This is a genomic window from Vogesella alkaliphila (assembly GCF_014652475.1).
In the GTDB taxonomy this organism is placed as follows: domain Bacteria; phylum Pseudomonadota; class Gammaproteobacteria; order Burkholderiales; family Chromobacteriaceae; genus Vogesella; species Vogesella alkaliphila.
Genome location: NZ_BMYW01000004.1, coordinates 206,898 through 224,114, shown reverse-complemented (window position 1 = coordinate 224,114; position 17,217 = coordinate 206,898). Strand labels below are relative to the sequence as shown.

At 66.8% G+C, this 17,217-nt stretch carries 13 protein-coding genes; 10 read left to right on the top strand and 3 right to left on the bottom strand.

The genetic code is table 11. The features are described 5' to 3' along the window. Positions 1-144: 144 nt before the first annotated feature. The gene (locus IE100_RS08230; protein ID WP_189373623.1) at positions 145-1,038 is read right to left on the bottom strand and encodes a LysR family transcriptional regulator; all 894 of its coding nucleotides are present in this window, start codon (positions 1,036-1,038) and stop codon (positions 145-147) included. Positions 1,039-1,178: 140 nt separating this feature from the next. Here IE100_RS08230 and IE100_RS08225 point away from each other — a divergent pair, with 140 nt between their 5' ends. Together IE100_RS08225 and IE100_RS08220 are read left to right on the top strand one after the other, a co-directional pair. Continuing rightward, positions 1,179-2,255, top strand: a complete 1,077-nt coding sequence (locus IE100_RS08225; RefSeq protein WP_189373622.1) for an alpha/beta hydrolase — start codon at positions 1,179-1,181, stop codon at positions 2,253-2,255. Between the two features lie 3 nt (positions 2,256-2,258). After that, the gene (locus IE100_RS08220) at positions 2,259-3,479 is read left to right on the top strand and encodes an MFS transporter (RefSeq protein WP_189373621.1); all 1,221 of its coding nucleotides are present in this window, start codon (positions 2,259-2,261) and stop codon (positions 3,477-3,479) included. 292 nt (positions 3,480-3,771) lie between these two features. Here the strand turns inward: IE100_RS08220 and IE100_RS08215 are convergent, their stop codons facing one another. Both IE100_RS08215 and IE100_RS08210 read right to left on the bottom strand, forming a co-directional pair. After that, on the bottom strand, positions 3,772-5,895 hold the full coding sequence (locus IE100_RS08215) for a methyl-accepting chemotaxis protein (RefSeq protein WP_189373620.1): 2,124 nt from the start codon (positions 5,893-5,895) through the stop codon (positions 3,772-3,774). Positions 5,896-6,084: 189 nt separating this feature from the next. Then, entirely contained in the window at positions 6,085-6,666 is a 582-nt protein-coding gene (locus IE100_RS08210) for a DNA-3-methyladenine glycosylase I (protein WP_189373619.1), read from the bottom strand. Positions 6,667-6,808: 142 nt separating this feature from the next. Between IE100_RS08210 and IE100_RS08205 the strand changes: the two genes are divergently transcribed. The 8 genes from IE100_RS08205 (at position 6,809) to nirD (ending at position 17,203) form a co-directional block, all read left to right on the top strand. Beyond that, positions 6,809-7,387, top strand: coding sequence for an ANTAR domain-containing response regulator (locus IE100_RS08205; RefSeq protein WP_189373618.1), 579 nt, complete (start codon positions 6,809-6,811; stop codon positions 7,385-7,387). A gap of 355 nt (positions 7,388-7,742) precedes the next feature. After that, positions 7,743-9,011, top strand: a complete 1,269-nt coding sequence (locus tag IE100_RS08200) for a CmpA/NrtA family ABC transporter substrate-binding protein (RefSeq protein ID WP_189373617.1) — start codon at positions 7,743-7,745, stop codon at positions 9,009-9,011. Positions 9,012-9,022: 11 nt separating this feature from the next. Beyond that, on the top strand, positions 9,023-9,922 hold the full coding sequence (gene ntrB / locus IE100_RS08195) for a nitrate ABC transporter permease (protein WP_189373616.1): 900 nt from the start codon (positions 9,023-9,025) through the stop codon (positions 9,920-9,922). 1 nt (position 9,923) lies between these two features. Next, positions 9,924-10,715 carry an ABC transporter ATP-binding protein gene (locus IE100_RS08190; RefSeq protein ID WP_189373615.1) on the top strand — a complete coding sequence of 264 codons (792 nt, stop codon included), beginning with the start codon at positions 9,924-9,926 and terminating at the stop codon, positions 10,713-10,715. A gap of 379 nt (positions 10,716-11,094) precedes the next feature. After that, positions 11,095-12,306, top strand: coding sequence for a nitrate/nitrite transporter (locus IE100_RS08185; protein WP_189373614.1), 1,212 nt, complete (start codon positions 11,095-11,097; stop codon positions 12,304-12,306). A gap of 94 nt (positions 12,307-12,400) precedes the next feature. After that, positions 12,401-14,065: a bifunctional protein-serine/threonine kinase/phosphatase gene (locus IE100_RS08180; protein ID WP_189373613.1), complete on the top strand. Its 1,665-nt coding sequence runs from the start codon at positions 12,401-12,403 to the stop codon at positions 14,063-14,065. A gap of 305 nt (positions 14,066-14,370) precedes the next feature. After that, the gene (gene nirB, locus IE100_RS08175) at positions 14,371-16,818 is read left to right on the top strand and encodes a nitrite reductase large subunit NirB (protein WP_189373612.1); all 2,448 of its coding nucleotides are present in this window, start codon (positions 14,371-14,373) and stop codon (positions 16,816-16,818) included. Between the two features lie 67 nt (positions 16,819-16,885). Next, positions 16,886-17,203 carry a nitrite reductase small subunit NirD gene (gene nirD / locus IE100_RS08170; RefSeq protein ID WP_189373611.1) on the top strand — a complete coding sequence of 106 codons (318 nt, stop codon included), beginning with the start codon at positions 16,886-16,888 and terminating at the stop codon, positions 17,201-17,203. The last annotated feature ends 14 nt before the right edge of the window (positions 17,204-17,217 follow it).

Sequence of the window (17,217 nt, the reverse complement as noted above, 5' to 3'; positions counted from 1 at the left end):
TGCCAGGCCAGCCCATGAAAAAACCCGCCAGCAGGCGGGTTTTTTCATGGCGGCCGGCGGGATTGGGCGCGTGGATGCCCGTTGCGGCCAACCTTGAGGCGTGATACGGGCAACCGCACACGAGTTGCACGCAGCAGGACGGGCTCAGCCCCGGTAGCGCATCGCCTCGACGAAGGCGAGGAAGGCGGGGGAGGTTTGCCGCCGGTTGGGGTAGTACAGGTGGTAGCCCTGGAAGGACGGGCACCATTCGGGGAGCACCTCCTCCAGCCGCCCGTCCGCGATGTAGGGCGCGACCAGTTGCGCCGGGATATAGCCCAGCCCCAGGCCGTCCAGCGCACCGTTGAGCACGTGCATGATGCTGTTGAAAACCAGTTGTCCCTCCCCCTTGACGGTGAAGGCCTTGCCGTCCTTCTCGAATTCCCAGGCATAGATGGCGCCCGAGGGGCGGTGCCGGATATTGATGCAGGCGTGCCCGGTCAGCTCGTGGGGCGTTTCCGGGCGGGAGCGTGTCTCGAAATAGGCCGGTGAGCCAACGACGGCGAGGCGCCAGTCCGGTCCGATGCGCACGGCAATCATGTCCTTGCTGACGGACTCGCCCATGCGTATGCCCGCGTCGAAACGCTCTTCGACGATGTTGCGGAAGCCGTAGTCGACAAAGAGCTCCAGCGTGATGTCCGGATACTGGCTCAGGAACGCGGAAAACTTCGGTCGCAAACATAACTCGATCTGGTCGTCGGTACAGGTGAGACGGATGGTGCCCGCCGGTTTGTCCCGCAGCTCTCCCAGGGCCTCGACCTCGGCTGCGATCTGCTCGAACAGCGGGGCCAGCGACCTCAGCAAACGCTCGCCGGCTTCGGTCGGGGAGACGTTGCGGGTCGTGCGCGCCAGCAGGCGGATGCCCAGCCGTTCCTCAAGCGTCCTGATCGTGTGACTCAGTGCCGAGGGCGTCAGGTCGAGCCTTGCCGCCGCCTTCGAGAAGCTCTGCTCGCGGGCGACGGCGACGAAGGCCTGCAGGTCGTTTACCTTGGTTGGTTTCATTGCTGAAAAATTTTCATAAGTACATGAAGACTATACCGGCTAATAGTCTTGGCGTCGATGCGTCACTATCTGCCTGCACCGCGATGACGGTGCTGGCGGGCAGCCTGCACGCCAATTCAGATACCACAAGGAGTACTCAAATGGACGCCGCAATCTCCAGGAAAAACTTCATCAAGGGCGCGCTGCTGACCGGCGCCGCCATGCTGATGGGTGCGCAGCCGGTGTTGGCCAGCGCATCGCGACCCGCAACAGGAAATACCATGCAACTGACCCAGAAGTGGGACAAGACCTTCCCCCTGAGCGACAAGGTCGATCACCAGAAGGTGACGTTCAAGAACCGCTACGGCATTACGCTGGCGGCGGACCTGTACCTGCCGAAAAACCGGGGTAGCAAGCGCCTGGCGGCGCTCGCGATCAGTGGCGCGTTTGGCGCGGTCAAGGAGCAGTCTTCCGGTTTGTACGCGCAGACCATGGCCGAGCGCGGTTACGCGACGGTTGCGTTTGACCCCTCGTACACCGGCGAAAGCGGCGGCGAGCCACGCAATCTGGCCTCTCCGGAGATCAATACCGAAGACTTCAGCGCCGCGGTCGACTACCTCGGCCAGCAGTCCTTCGTCGACCGCGAGCGGATCGGCATCATCGGCATCTGCGGCTTCGCCGGCATGGGCCTGAATGCGGCAGCGGTGGACAAGCGCATCAAGGCCGTTGCCACCACCAGCATGTATGACATGTCGCGCGTGATGGCGAAGGGTTACAACGACAGCCTGGGCGAGGCGCAGCGCGGGCAAATGCTGGAGACGATGAGCCGGCAACGCTGGGCCGACGCCTCCGCCATCGGTCCGCGCATTCTGCCCGAGACGCTGGATGGCGTGACCAACCCAGTGGTGCGGATGTACTTCGACTACTACCGCACGCCGCGTGGTTTCCACGAACGCTCGCTGAATTCCAATGGCGGCTGGACGGCATCGATGCCCATGTCCTTCATGAACATGCCGCTGCTCACCTACATCAACGAGATCTCGCCGCGGCCCATCCTGCTGATCGCGGGAGAAAAGGCCCATTCACGCTACTTCAGCGAAGACGCCTACAAGGCCGCGGCGGAGCCCAAGGAGCTGCTGATCATCAAGGACGCCATCCACACCGACCTGTACGACCGGGTCAACATCATTCCCTGGGACAAGCTGGACGCGTTCTTTGGCAAGCATCTGGCGAAGTGAGCGATGACGAATCAGCTTGTTGACGCGCCGATAAGCCGCGCCGAGGACCGGGAAGCAAGCGGTGACCGGCGCGCCTGCTGGAGCGGTGTCTTCGCGATGACGCTTTGCGTCTTCGTGCTGATCGCTTCGGAATTCATGCCGGTGAGCCTGCTGACCCCGATGGCGGCCGAACTGCAGGTCAGCGAAGGGCTGGCGGGCTACGGGCTCGCCATCTCCGGCGTGTTCGCGGTGGCAAGCAGCCTGTCGATCGCGTCGCTGGCCGGCGCGATGAACCGCAAGACGCTGCTGCTGTGGCTGACCGGACTCATGGGCGTGTCGGGGCTGGTGGTCGCGATGGCCCCCGACTACCCGACCTACATGGCAGGTCGCGCGCTGATCGGCGTGGTGGTCGGCGGGTTCTGGTCGATGTCGGCTGCCGTCGCGATGCGGCTGGTGCCCGCCCCGCAGGTGCCGAAGGCCCTGGCCGTCTTCAATGGCGGCAATGCGCTGGCCACCGTGGTGGCGGCGCCGCTGGGCAGTTATCTAGGCGGCGTCATCGGCTGGCGCGGGGCCTTCTTCTGTCTGCTGCCGGTGGCCTTGATCGCGCTGCTGTGGCAGTGGCGCAGTCTGCCCGCCATGAAGGTGGTCGCCCGCCCGGCGAATGCGGGCGGTATCTTCAGGCTGTTGCAGCGGCCGCAGATCGTGCTGGGCATGCTGGGGGTGGGCACGTTCTTCATGGGGCAGTTCGTGCTGTTTACCTACGTGCGCCCCTTCCTGGAAAACGTCACCCAGGTGACCGTGTCGACACTGTCGATAATCCTGCTACTGATCGGTATCGCGGGTTTCGTCGGTAGCACGCTGATCGGCCGCTTCCTGAGGGCAGGTCTCTACCGCACGCTGGTGTGCATTCCGGTGCTCATGGCCGTGATTGGGCTGTGCCTGGTCACCTTCGGCAGCTCTTTGGCCGCGGTCTGCCTGCTGCTGGGGCTGTGGGGCCTGGTGGCCACGGCCGCGCCGGTGGGCTGGTGGACGTGGCTTGCGCGCTCGTTGCCGAAAGACGCCGAGGCGGGCGGCGGCCTGATGGTGGCCGTGATCCAGCTGTGCATCGCGCTGGGCTCCGTCATCGGCGGTCTGTTGTTCGATGGCAGCGGCTATCGCGCTACTTTCATGGCCAGCGCGGCATTGCTGCTACTGGCCGCGGCATGGGCTTATCTGACTTCGCGCACGCAAGCGCCGGATGCCTGAATCGGGCTCCACCGCCGGGGCGCTGCATGACGCGGCAACAAGTCATGCGCCGCGCCAAACCATGAAAAAACCCGCCTCATCGGCGGGTTTTTTCATGGCGCCCGTTGCTGACGGGTGCTGCCGGGGTCAGGCTGGCGCGGGATGGCTTGCGGCCAACCCTGGAGGATGCTGCGCTGCTGTGCCGGTGAGATGGGCCGGCGGGCGCTGGCTGCATGACCGATCGGGTCGGCAGCCGTTGCGGGTGGCCGGGTGGGGCCTGCCGCACTACTGGCGTGCTCAGTTTCTGCTCTGCTCAGGCGACCTTGAACTGCTGCATCAGCGCGGCCAGGCGCTGGCTGGCGGCGGCGGTCTGTTCGGCGCTGTGCTCGCTTTGCAGCAGCACGCTGCTGATGTTCTGCGTGGCGCTGTCGACGTGCTGCACCTTGTCACCATAACCGCGGCTGGCGCTGGCGATGCCGTCGATGGCGGTGATCAGGGTGGCGATCAGCTGCTGCGCGTCGCCGTTGTCGTGGGCGGCGTCCTCGGCCAGTTTCAGGCCGTCCTCCATCTTGCTCATGCCGCTGCCCATGCTGCTGACGGCGCCGGCCGCCTGCTGCTGGATGCCGCTGATCATGCCGCCGATCTGCAGCGTGGCGCTGGCGGTGCGGTCGGCCAGCTTGCGCACCTCGTCGGCGACCACGGCGAAGCCGCGGCCGGATTCGCCGGCGCGCGCGGCCTCGATCGCCGCGTTCAGCGCCAGCAGGTTGGTCTGGTCGGCGATGTCGCGGATCACCGCCACGATCTTGCCGATCTCGCTGGCGCTGGCCTGCAGCTGCTGCAGGGTCTGCGACGAGCCGAGCACCGACTCGCGGATGCCCTGCGAGCGCTCGCGGATCAGCGCCACCTGCTGCGTGCTGCCCTGCGCCAGCGCCTCCATGCGCTGCAGGATGCTGGCGGCGCTGTCGCTGGCGTGGTCGATCTGCTGCTGTTGCTGGCCCAGCAGCGGGCGCATCTCTGCCATGCGCTCGACCACGCCCATCACGCTGTCGCGGGTGTCGTGGCGGCTGCCCTGCAGCTGCTGGTTGGCGATGCCGATCTCGTGCGAGGCGTGCACCACCTGGCGGATGGTGCCTTCCAGCTTGTCGATGAAGCTGTTGAACCAGCTGGCCAGCGTCGACAGCTCGTCCGGCTTGCGGCTGTCCGGCTCCAGGCGCTGGCGCAGGTCGCCGCCGCCCTCGGCGATGTTGCGGATGGCGCGGATCAGCGAGGTGACGCGCCCGGTCAGCTGCTTGGCGCCCAGGTGGTAGAACGCCAGCACCCCCAGCGCCTGCATGATCCAGAACACCGGCAGCGACAGCGCCGCCGGCAGCCCGGCAAAGTGGTCGATGGCCCAGCCGGCGAGGCCGGCGGGAATGGCGGTCAGCAGGTACAGCCGCGTCAGGCGGTAGCCCAGCGGCCGGCTGCGGTACACCTCTTCCAGGTCGGCCTCGCACATCATGCCCCAGGTATCGTCGCTGCCGGGCAGCTGGAAGGTGACGCCGCGGCCGACCACCGGGATGTAGCGGTAGTCGGCGTAGCCGGGGTAGCCGACGAAGGTGTTTTCGCCGCAGCGTATGGTTTCGCGCACGCCGGGGTGCAGCTGGCCGCTGGACGGGTCGTTGAAGCGCAGCTCCAGCTCGGTGTGCTTCTGCACCCGCACGCTGCCGAACGGGGTGGCGACGCCGTCCTTCAGGTTGTCGCCGAGGCTGAAGGTCTTGTCCTCGAAGCGCGAGCGCGACAGCGCGGTGCCCGGCACCACGCCGGGATCGAACACCGGCCTGGCCATGAACAGGTAGTTGTCGCCGGAGTCGCGGAAGATGTGTCCGGCCTCGCGCTGGATCAGGTCGCCGATCACGTCGTTGGGCACCCGCCCGCACAGGCAGCGGCTGCCGCCGTCCAGCGGCAGGTAGAACATCAGCGTCACTTCGTCGTGAAAGCGCGAGGTGGAAGGCCCCAGCTGCTCGGTGACGGGGTCGTTGTAGGGACCGTGCAGAAAACGCTGGCGCAGGCCGCGTTGCAGCGCCGCGCCCTGGGACAAACGTTGGCCGCAACGCTGCGCGGCGGTGGAGGCCAGCACCACGCCGCCGGCGTCGACGATGAACAGTTCGGAGAAGTCCGGCGCCAGCTGCTTGCGCCGCGCCAGCAGCGCCTGCGGCTGTTCGCTGTTGCGGCACTGTTGCGCCAGCGTCTCCAGCTGCGCCCATTGCCCGGCGGCCCAGCGCTGCAGGATGTCGACGCGGTTGGCGGCCAGGCTGCCGAAAATCTGCACCATCGCGTCGTGGCGGTGCCGGTTGAGCAGGTAGCTCCAGCGCATGGCCAGCTTGCCGGTGGCGCCTAACCACGGCAGCCAGTGTTGCTCGTTGCGACTCAGGGACATGGTGGGACGGGGTGCGGTCATGGCGATCCTGTCGGCGGAAGGGAATGCCGTGCCGCAGCAAGAATCAGGCCACCATTTCGATAAATAAAACGGTGCCGGGCGCGTCGCCATGGTGCAGCGCAGCGCTCAGGCGCGTGCCGCTGCGCCGAACTGGTGCACAGGCCGCGCTGGCGGCCAACGTTGGCCGCAAGCGTCCGGCCGGTACGCCGCTTACGCGCCGGGCTTCCGGTGTTGCGGGTGCTGCGGGCAATTGCAGAGATGGTCGTTGACCACGCCGGTGGCCTGCAGGAAGGCGTAGATCACCGTGCTGCCGACAAAATTCATGCCTTCCTTTTTCAGCGCCTTGCTGATGCGGTCGGACAGTTCGGTGCTGGCCGGGCACTCGCCCAGGCTGGTCCAGCGGTTCTGCAGCGGCTGGCCGTCGACGTGGTCCCACAGCCAGCGCGCGAAGCTGCCGTGTTTCTGCTGCATGGCAAGGAACACGCGCGCATTGCGGATCACGCTGTTGATCTTCAGCCGGTTGCGCACGATGCCAGCATCCTGCAGCAGCCGCTCGACGTCGGCCTCGTCCATCGCCGCCACCCGTTGCGGGTCGAAACCATGGAAGGCGCGGCGGTAGTTGTCGCGCTTCTTCAGGATGGTGATCCACGACAGCCCGGCCTGGGCACCTTCCAGCACCAGCATCTCGAACAGCTTGCGGTCGTCGTGTACCGGCTGTCCCCATTCGTGGTCGTGGTAGGCGATGTACAGCGGGTCGTCGCTGCACCAGCCGCAGCGTTGCAGGGTGGTCATGGTGGCGGATTCCTGTGTTTGCCGTTGATGACGGCATTGTAATGGCGATCTGCCGCCGGCGTGCTGTCAGTACATGGCATGGCAATTGCTGCAGCCTGCTGTAAGGGTTGGCTGCAATAAGCAATTAAAAGGGGGACACAAGGTGCTGACAGTCATGCTGGTGAAGGACGGCTCCGGCAAGGCCGCGTCGTTGCGGACGCTGCTGGAGCAGGCTGGCGTGCGCGTGGTGGCCGAGGTGGAGGCGAACCTGCATCTGGCCGACGTGCTGGCGGCGGCGCGTCCGGACGTGGTGCTGATCGACAGCGATGCACCATCGCGCGACATGCTGGAGCAGGTGTGCGTGATGGGTGCGCAGAGCGAGCGGCCGGTGGTGATGTTCACCGACGACGGCAGCCGCGACACCATCCGTGCCGCCCTCAGCGCCGGTGTCGCCGCCTATGTGGTCGGTGAGGTGGAAAGCAGCCGCATCCAGCCGCTGCTGGAGGTGGCGATCGAGCGCCACCAGATCGATGTGTCGCGTCGCGCCGAGCTGGCCGACGCGCAGCGGCAGCTGGCCGACCGCAAGGTGGTGGAAAAGGCCAAGGGCCTGCTGATGGAGATGAAGGGCCTGGACGAGGCCACCGCCTACAAGCAGCTGCGTGAGCGGGCGATGAAACAGCAGAAGAAGCTGGCCGAGGTGGCGCAGGAGGTCATCAGCCTGGCGGAGTGGCTGAAAAGCTGAAGTGCCCGCCGCTGTCGGACAAGGTTGGCCGCAACAGGCACGCTGTTGCGGCCTTTTGCTTTCCGGGGCGCCGCTGATGGTGCAGCGCCGGTATCGGGTTGGTGCCGCGCGGTGCTGTTGCAGTGCAAAAAAACTACTGTCAAATAAAAAATCCATTAAAAACAATGCATTGATGGCTGGCACGACCCTTGCTAAATGATTGGCGAGACGCGAACACGCGTCACACCAGCAGGAAGGTGCCAACGGCGGCGCAGGCCTGGTAACACGGACAACGGCGTCCGTTGCCCTTTCTGATGAAGGGGTGACGGGCGCTTTTTCTTTTGCACTTGCAGTCCACTCACTCAGGGAGCAGCACATGGAAAAGCGTCACGAACTCGATCTCCACCCGCATGCGGCGGGCAACGACCGCCGCGACTTCCTCAAGGGAGCCTTGTCACTGATGGCCTCAACCGCCTTGCCTGCCGGCTTTGCCACCTCCGCCTTTGCCGCGGCCACCGGCAAACCCGAAAAGACCGAAGTCAAAGTCGGTTTCATCCCGCTGACCGACTGCGCCTCGGTGATCGTGGCGTCGAAGCTGGGCTTCGACAAGAAGTACGGCATCACCATCGTGCCGTCGAAGGAAGCCAGCTGGGCCGCGGTGCGCGACAAGCTGGTCAACGGCGAGCTGGACGCCTCGCACGCGCTGTACGGCATGATCTACGGCGTGCACCTGGGCATCGGCGGCCCGAAGAAGGACATGGCGGTGCTGATGACGCTGAACCAGAACGGGCAGGGCATCACGCTCTCCAACCAGCTGAAGGAGAAGGGCGCCACCACCGGCCCGCTGCTTGCCAAGCTGATCAAGGCCGAGCCGCGCGAGTACACCTTCGCGCAGACCTTCCCCACCGGCACCCACGCGATGTGGCTGTACTACTGGCTGGCGGCGCACGGTGTCAATCCGCTGTCGGATGTGAAGACCATCGTGGTGCCGCCGCCGCAGATGGTGGCCAATATGCGGGTCGACAATATGGACGGCTACTGTGTCGGCGAGCCGTGGAACGCGCGCGCCATCGCCGACGGCATCGGCTTCTCGGTGGCCACCACGCAGCAGATCTGGCCGGATCATCCGGAAAAGGTGCTCGGCACCACTGGCGAGTGGGTGAAGAAGTACCCCAATACCGCGCGCGCACTGGTGGCGGCGCTGCTGGACGCCTCGCGCTACATTGACGAGGTGAAGAACCGCGCCAGCGTCGCCAAGCTGATTGCCGAAAAAGCCTACGTCAACGCGCCGGAAGCGGTGATCGCCGGCCGCTTTGCCGGCGCCTACGAGGACGGCCTGGGCAAGAAGTGGCAGGACCCGAAACTGATGAAGTTCTTCGACGGCGGCAAGGTCAACTTCCCCTACCTGTCCGACGGCATGTGGTTCCTGACCCAGCACAAGCGCTGGGGCCTGCTGAAGACCGACCCCGACTACCTGGCGGTGGCCAGGCAGATCAACCAGATCGCCCTCTACAAGGACGCGGCGGCGATGGCCAAGGTGGCGCTGCCGGCCAGCGACATGCGTGCCAGCAAGCTGATTGACGGCGTGGTGTGGGACGGCAAGAACCCGGCCGCCTACGCCGCCAGCTTCAAGATCAAGGCCTGAGGAGCGACATCATGAGCACTGCAGAAACTTTCTCGCCAACGTTGGCCGCAGGTCCGGTCGCCACCGCTGCGCGCAGCGCCCGCCCGCGCAAGCGCAAGACCCTGCTCGCCGCGGCGCCGCCGTCGCTGCAACCGCTGGTGCGCTTCATCCGCTGGCTGGTGCCGCCGCTGCTGGGGTTGATCGCCTTCGTGCTGCTGTGGTCGCTGGTGTCGCAGGTCAGCCGCGGCAGCCTGCCGGGGCCGGTCAGCACCTGGGCGTCGGCCACCGAGCTGTTCGCCGATCCGTTCTACCAGAATGGCCCCAACGACCAGGGCATAGGCTGGAACATCCTGATGTCGCTGGGCCGCGTCGGCGTCGGCTTCGGCCTTGCCGCCGTGGTCGGCATTCCGCTGGGCTTCATGATCGGCCGCTTCGATTTCCTGTCGCGGATGACGGCGCCGGTGATCAGCCTGCTGCGCCCGGTGTCGCCGCTGGCGTGGCTGCCGATCGGCCTGCTGGTGTTCAAGGCCGCCAGTCCGGCGTCGATCTGGGTGATCTTCATCTCCAGCATCTGGCCGATGATCCTCAACACCGCCGCCGGCGTGCGCGCGGTGCCGCAGGACTACCTCAACGTGGCACGCGTGCTGCGGCTGTCGGAGTGGAAGGTGTTCAGCGTCATCCTGCTGCCGGCGGTGCTGCCGCACATGCTCACCGGCGTGCGCCTCGCGATCGGCACCGCCTGGCTGGTGATCGTGGCGGCGGAGATGCTTACCGGCGGCGTGGGGCTGGGCTTCTGGGTGTGGGACGAATGGAACAACCTGAACGTCGAGCACATCCTGATCGCCATCTTCGTGGTCGGTCTGGTGGGGTTGGCGCTGGAACAGGCACTGGTATGGCTGGCGAAGAAGGCCAGCTTCGGACAGGGAGAGTGACATGGAACGCTTCGTCGAGCTGGAAAACGTGCAAAAGCACTTCGAGACCAAGAAAGGCCGCTTCGTCGCGCTGCAGGACATCAACCTCACCATCCGCCAGGGCGAGGTGGTGTCGCTGATCGGCCACTCCGGCTGCGGCAAGTCCACGGTGCTCAACATCATCGCCGGCTTGCTGGAGCCGTCCGACGGCATCGCGCTGTGCAACGGTCGCGAGATCGACGGCCCCGGCCCCGAGCGCGCGGTGGTGTTCCAGAACCACAGCCTGCTGCCGTGGCTGAGCTGCTACGGCAACATCCTGCTGGCGGTGGAGCGCGTGTTCGGCGCGAAGGAGGGTAAGGCACAGCTGGCCGCGCGCACCGACGCCGCGCTGGCGCTGGTCGGGCTGAGCCACGCCCGCGACAAGCACCCGCACGAGATCTCTGGCGGCATGAAGCAGCGGGTGGGCATCGCCCGCGCGCTGGCGATGGAGCCCAAGGTGCTGCTGATGGATGAGCCGTTCGGCGCGCTGGACGCGCTGACCCGCGCCAACCTGCAGGACGAGATGGTGAAGATCGTCGATGCCACCGGCAGTACCGTGGTGATGGTGACCCACGACGTGGACGAGGCGGTGCTGCTGTCCGACCGCATCGTGATGATGACCAACGGCCCGGCGGCCACCGTCGGCGAGATCCTGGAGGTGCAGCTGCCACGGCCGCGCAACCGGCTGGCGCTGGCGGGCGACGCCGACTACCACCGCTATCGCGGCGCGGTGCTGGATTTCCTGTACCAGAAACACCGCAAAGAGGCGGCCTGAGCGGCAACGCCCAGTTTCATCCCCTGACGTGGCGACACGTCGTTGACACCGGGCCGCTGGCCCGGTTTTTTCATGGGGCCTGCGATCAGCCGCCTGCTTTTGGTGCTGCTGTGCACCATCGGCAGGCGCCGGCGGCGGCAACCCCGGCATTCTGGCGGCCAAATTGCGCTATCTGGCTGGCACGGCACTTGCTGTGATAACACTGCAGATGATTGTCCCGGTTGCCAATGGCGGCGATGCGGGCTTGGACAAAGAGGTCCGTTGCGCGTGGTGCGATACCGCGGGCAACGGGCCTCTTTGCTTTTTTGCGGCACGATGCGCCGCGGCGCCCCCGGCGCGCCGCCTGATCGATCACGGACATCTTTCAAGGAACAAGACAATGAGCAAGGACTTCTGGAAGGCAGGCCATACCCCGACACTGCTGGTGTCGTTCCTCTATTTCGACCTCAGCTTCATGGTGTGGTACATCCTCGGGCCGCTGGCGATCCAGATCGCCGAGGCCTTGCAGCTGTCGGCGCAGCAGCGCGGGCTGATGGTGGCGACGCCGATCCTGGCCGGTGCCATCCTGCGCTTCGGCATGGGCCTGCTGGTGGACCGCTTCTCGCCGAAATTCGCCGGCATCCTCGGCCAGGTGGTGGTGATGCTGGCGCTGGGCTTCGCCTGGCTGCACGGCATCCAGTCGCTGGCGCAGGCGCTGCTGCTGGGGGTGTTCCTCGGCGTCGCCGGGGCCGCCTTCGCGGTGTCGCTGCCGCTGGCGTCGCAGTGGTATCCGCCCGAGCATCAGGGCAAGGCGATGGGCATCGCCGGCGCCGGCAACTCCGGCACCGTGTTTGCCGCGCTCTTGGCGCCAACGTTGGCCGCACTCTATGGTTGGGAAAACGTGTTCGGCCTCGCGGTGCTGCCGCTGGGGGTGGTGTTCGTGCTGTTCTGCCTGTTCGCCCAGAACGCGCCGCAGCGCCCCAAGCCCAAGGCCATGGCCGACTATATGCGCGTGCTGGGCGACAAGGACAGCTGGTGGTTCATGTTCTTCTACTGCGTGACCTTCGGCGGCTTTGCCGGCCTCGCCAGCGCGCTGCCGGGCTACTTCCATGACCAGTACGGCCTGAATGCCGTCACCGCCGGCTACTACACCGCCGCCTGCGTGTTCGCCGGTTCGCTGATGCGGCCGCTGGGCGGGGCGCTGGCCGACCGCATCGGCGGCATCCGCACCCTGCTGGTGATGTACACCGTGGCGGCGCTGCTGATCGCGGTGGTCGGCTTCAACCTGCCGCAGGTCAACGTGGCGCTGGCGCTGTTTGTCGGCGCCATGCTGGCTCTGGGTAGCGGCAACGGCGCGGTATTCCAGCTGGTGCCGCAGCGCTTCCGCAAGGAAATCGGGGTGATGACCGGCCTGATCGGCATGGCCGGCGGCATCGGCGGTTTCCTGCTCGCCGCCGGCCTCGGCCTCGTCAAGCAGCACACCGGCAACTACCAGCTCGGGCTGTGGCTGTTCGCCAGCCTCGGCGTGGTGGCCTGGATCGGCCTGCACGGCGTGAAGCTGCGCTGGCGCACGACCTGGGGCGCCAGCAACGTGACCGCGGCGCGGGTATAAACAGTAACCACTAGCCAGCAGCGGGGCGGGATCACGGATCCCGCCCCGTTACGCCGTGTTGGTGCACGGCATCATCTTTAAACGGAATGACACAATGAGCTTGCAACTTGCCGTCGGCCACGCCAGCGACGCCGGTCGCCGTGAACGCAACGAGGACGCGCTGGGCTGGAGCGTGCCGCAGGACGGACTGCTGACCAGCAAGGGCGCGCTGTTCGCGCTGGCCGACGGCGTGTCCGGCTGTGCCGACGGCCGCCTGGCGGCGCAGTCCACCGTCCGTGCGGTGTGCGCCGACTACTACGCCACGCCGGAAACGTGGGCGGTGTCGTCGGCGCTGGACCGGCTGCTGGCGGCGCACAACCGCTGGCTGCGTTCGCAGGGCAGGCCGCTGGTGGCGACGCTGTCGGCGCTGGTGCTGCGCGGCCACCGCTACACCGTCGCCCACGTCGGCGACTGTCGCGTTTATCACCTGCGAGGCGGCCGGCTGACGCAGCTGACCGTCGATCACGTGTGGGAGGAGGCGTCGCTGTCGCACGTGCTCAAGCGCGGCATGGGGCTGGACGAACACGTGATGCCGGATTTCTGCGACGGCGACCTGCACGCTGGCGACGTGTTCGCGCTGCTGTGCGACGGCGTGTGGCAGGCGCTGGGCGACAAGCGCATCGACGAGATCCTGCACCTGCACCTGGACGTGCAGCGCGCCGCCAGCGTGCTGTGCGAGACGGCGCTGGCCGCCGGCGCGCAGGACAACCTGTCGGCGCTGGTGCTGCGGGTGGAAGCGCTGCCGGCGGGCGCGCTGGGCGACGAGCTGGCGCGCGCGAACAGCCTGCCGCTGCCGCCGAAACTGCGCGACGGCCAGCCGTTCGAGGGGCTGACGGTGGTGGCCAGCCTGCACGCCTCGCCCGGCGGGCTGGCCTATCGCGTCGCCGACGCCGCCGGCCGGCACTGGGTGCTGAAGACGCTGCCGCCGCTGCTGGCCGGCGACCAGGGCGCGGAGCAGGCGCTGCTGGTGGAGGAGTGGCTGCAGAAACGCATCAGCTCGCCGTACTTCGCCGAGGTCGCTACCGGCACCCCTCGCCAGCACCTGTACTACCTGCAGCGCTGGCACGACGGCGAAACGTTGGCCGCAAGGCTGGCGCAGCAGCGTTTCGGCATCAGCGAGGTGGTCGCCATCGGCCTCGCGCTGTGCCGCGCGATGTCGGCGCTGCACCGTCTCGGCATCGTGCACCGCGACATCAAGCCGGAGAACGTGCACCTCGGCCGCGACGGCCAGCTGCGCCTGCTCGACCTCGGTGTCGCCTACTGCGCCGGGCTGACGCCGGAGCACGACGGCCCCGGCCCCGGCACCGCCAGCTACATGGCGCCGGAGCGCTTCGCCGGCGGCAAGGCGAGCAGCAGCAGCGACCTGTACGCCGCCGGCGTCACCCTGTACCAGCTGCTGACCGGCCGCTATCCCTACGGCGAGATCGAGGCGTTCCAGAACCCGCATTTCGACGCGACGCAGCCGGCGTCGCGCCAGCGCCCGGACGTGCCGCTGTGGCTGGACAACCTGCTGCTGAAGGCGGTGGCGCGCGAGCCGGGGCAGCGCTTCGAGACCGCCGAGGAAATGCAGCTGGCGCTGGAGCGCGGCGACAGCGTGCCGCAGCGCCGCCTGCAGCGCGTGCCGTGGGCGGAGCGGGCGCCGCTGCGGCTGTGGCGCACGCTGGCGCTGGTTTCGCTGTTGCTGAACCTGCTGTTGCTGTACGCGCTGCTGCTGCATTGACGGGGCGGCTGCCTGATTTTGGTGCTGCCGTGCACCATAGGCAGGCAAGCAAGGGCATGACAGGCCAGGGTTGGCCGAAAAAACAAGGGTTTACGGGCTGGCACGGCCCTTGCATTAAGATCGGCACAATCAGATTGTCCGGGTCGCCAATGGCGGTGACCGGGACAGGGACAATGAGGTCCGTTCGGCGTGGCGCAAGTCACACCGGCGGACCTTTTTTCGTTTCGGCACCGCTACGGCAATGACGACGGGCGGCGCAGGCAGGACACCGCGCAATGCGTCGCAAATCAGACAAAGGAAACACCATGAAGAAGCTCAAATTGGTAATGGTCGGCAACGGCATGGCCGGGGTGCGCACGCTGGAAGAGCTGCTCAAGCTGACCCCGGAGCTGTACGACATCACCGTGTTCGGTGCCGAACCGTACGCCAACTACAACCGCATCCTGCTGTCGCCGGTGCTGACCGGCGAGCAGACGCTGCCGGAGATCATGCTCAACGACGTCGACTGGTACGCCGAGCACGGCATCACCCTGCACCTGGGCAAGGAAGTGGTGGAGATCGACCGCGGCCGCCGCATCGTGCGCGCCGCCGACGGCACCACCGCCGAGTACGACCGCCTGCTGCTGGCCACCGGCTCCAACCCGTTCATCCTGCCGGTGCCGGGCAAGGAGCTGGACGGCGTGGTCACCTTCCGTGACATCCACGACGTCAACACCATGATCGACGCTGCCGCCAAGCATCGTCACGCGGTGGTGATCGGCGGCGGCCTCCTGGGGCTGGAAGCCGCCAACGGTCTGGCCGCGCGTGGCATGAAGGTGACCGTGGTGCACCTGGGCGAATGGCTGCTCGACCGCCAGCTGGACCGCACCGCCGCCGCCATGCTGCAGGACACGCTGCAGGAGCGCGGCCTCTCCTTCCTGCTGCAGAAGCAGACCGCCGAGCTGGTGGCCGGCAGCAGCGGCCGCGTCGCCAGCGTGCGCTTCAAGGACGGCGAGGAAGTGCCGGCCGATCTGGTGGTGATGGCGGTCGGCATCCGCCCCAACTTCAGCCTGGCGGAGCAGAGCGGCATCTACTGCGACCGCGGCATCGTGGTCAACGACTTCATGCAGACCTTCGACCCGCGCGTGTACGCGGTGGGCGAGTGCGTCAGCCACCGCGGCGTCAGCTACGGCCTGGTGGCGCCGCTGTTCGACATGGCGAAGGTGGTGGCCAACCACCTGGCCAACTTCGGCATCGCCCGCTACGTGCCGGCCGCGACCAGTACCAAGCTGAAGGTGACCGGGGTGGACCTGTTCTCCGCCGGCAACTTCATGGGCGGCGACGGGCACGAGGAAATCACGCTGTCCGATCCGGTCGGCGGCATCTACAAGAAGCTGATCGTCAAGGACGACAAGCTGGTCGGCGCCTGCCTGTACGGCGACACCGCCGACGGTGGCTGGTACTTCCGCCTGATCCGCGAAGGCCACGCCATCCACGAAATGCGCGAACAGCTGATGCTGGGCGAGGGCGCCATCGGCGACGTCGGCCACGCCGGCCAGAACCGTGCGATGGGCATGAGCGACGACGCCGAGGTGTGCGGCTGCAACGGCGTGTGCAAGGGCAGCATCGTCAAGGCGATCCAGGAAAAGGGCCTGTTCACCGTCGATGAAGTGAAGAAGCACACCAAGGCGGCCAGCTCCTGCGGCTCCTGCACCGGCCTCGTGGAGCAGATCCTGATCAACTGCGTCGGCGGCGCCGCCGACGTGAAGCCGAAATCGGAAAAGGCGATCTGCGGCTGTACCGACCTCAACCACGGCCAGGTCCGGCAGGCGATCCGCGAGCAGCACCTGACCTCGCTGGCGGATACCTTCGCCGCGCTGGACTGGCGCTCGGTGGACGGCTGCAGCAGCTGCCGTCCGGCCATCAACTACTACCTGATCTCCAGCTGGCCGGGCGAGGCGAAGGACGATCCGCAGTCGCGCTTCATCAACGAACGCGTGCACGCCAACATCCAGAAGGACGGCACCTACTCGGTGATCCCGCGCATGTGGGGCGGCGTCACCAACCCGTCCGAGCTGCGCCGCATCGCCGACGTCGCCGACAAGTACGACATCCCGATGGTGAAGGTCACCGGCGGCCAGCGTATCGACCTGTTGGGGGTGAAGAAGGAAGACCTGCCCAAGGTCTGGGCCGACCTCGACATGCCGTCCGGCCACGCCTACGGCAAGAGCCTGCGCACGGTGAAGACCTGTGTCGGCAGCGAATTCTGCCGCTTTGGCACCCAGGATTCGACGCAGATGGGCATCGACCTGGAGCACGACCTGTTCGGCATGTGGAGCCCGGCCAAGGTCAAGCTGGCGGTGTCCGGCTGCCCGCGCAACTGCTCCGAGGCCGGCATCAAGGACGTGGGCATCATCGGCGTCGACTCCGGCTGGGAGCTGTACATCGGCGGCAACGGCGGCATCAAGACCGAGGTGGCCGAGTTCCTGTGCAAGGTGAAAACCCACGACGAGGTGATGGTGTACAGCGGCGCCTTCCTGCAGCTGTACCGCGAGGAGGCGTTCTACCTGGAGCGCACCGTGCACTACCTGCACCGCGTCGGCATGGAGTACATCAAGCAGCGGGTGCTGGCCGACGAGGCTGGCCGCAACGAGCTGTACGCACGGCTGAAGTTCGCGCTGTCCTTCGAGCAGGACCCGTGGGCGGAGCGCACCAAGGGTGGCGTGGCCCGCCACGAGTTCGAGGCGCTGAGCATCGAAACGGTCACCGCCTGAACCGGCGACTTGTCCATCGGCCACGGCAGCAGCGCGCCGCCGTGGCCACCATCAAAAGGATCACATCATGAGCCGCAACTGGAAAACCATCTGCCAGCTGAACGACATCCCGGCGCAGGGCGCCCGCGTGCTGAAGCGTGACGACGGCGACGATATCGCCATCTTCCGCACCATCGACGACCAGGTGTTCGCGCTGGTCGACAAGTGCCCGCACAAGGGCGGGCCGCTGTCGCAGGGCATCGTCTCCGGCCGCACCGTGACCTGCCCGCTGCACAACTGGAACATCGATCTGGCCACCGGCGAGGCTTGCGCGCCGGACGAGGGCTGCAGCGGCCACATTCCGGTGAAGCTGGAAGCGGGCGCCATCTTTCTGGCGCTGGACTGAGCATTGCATCAACA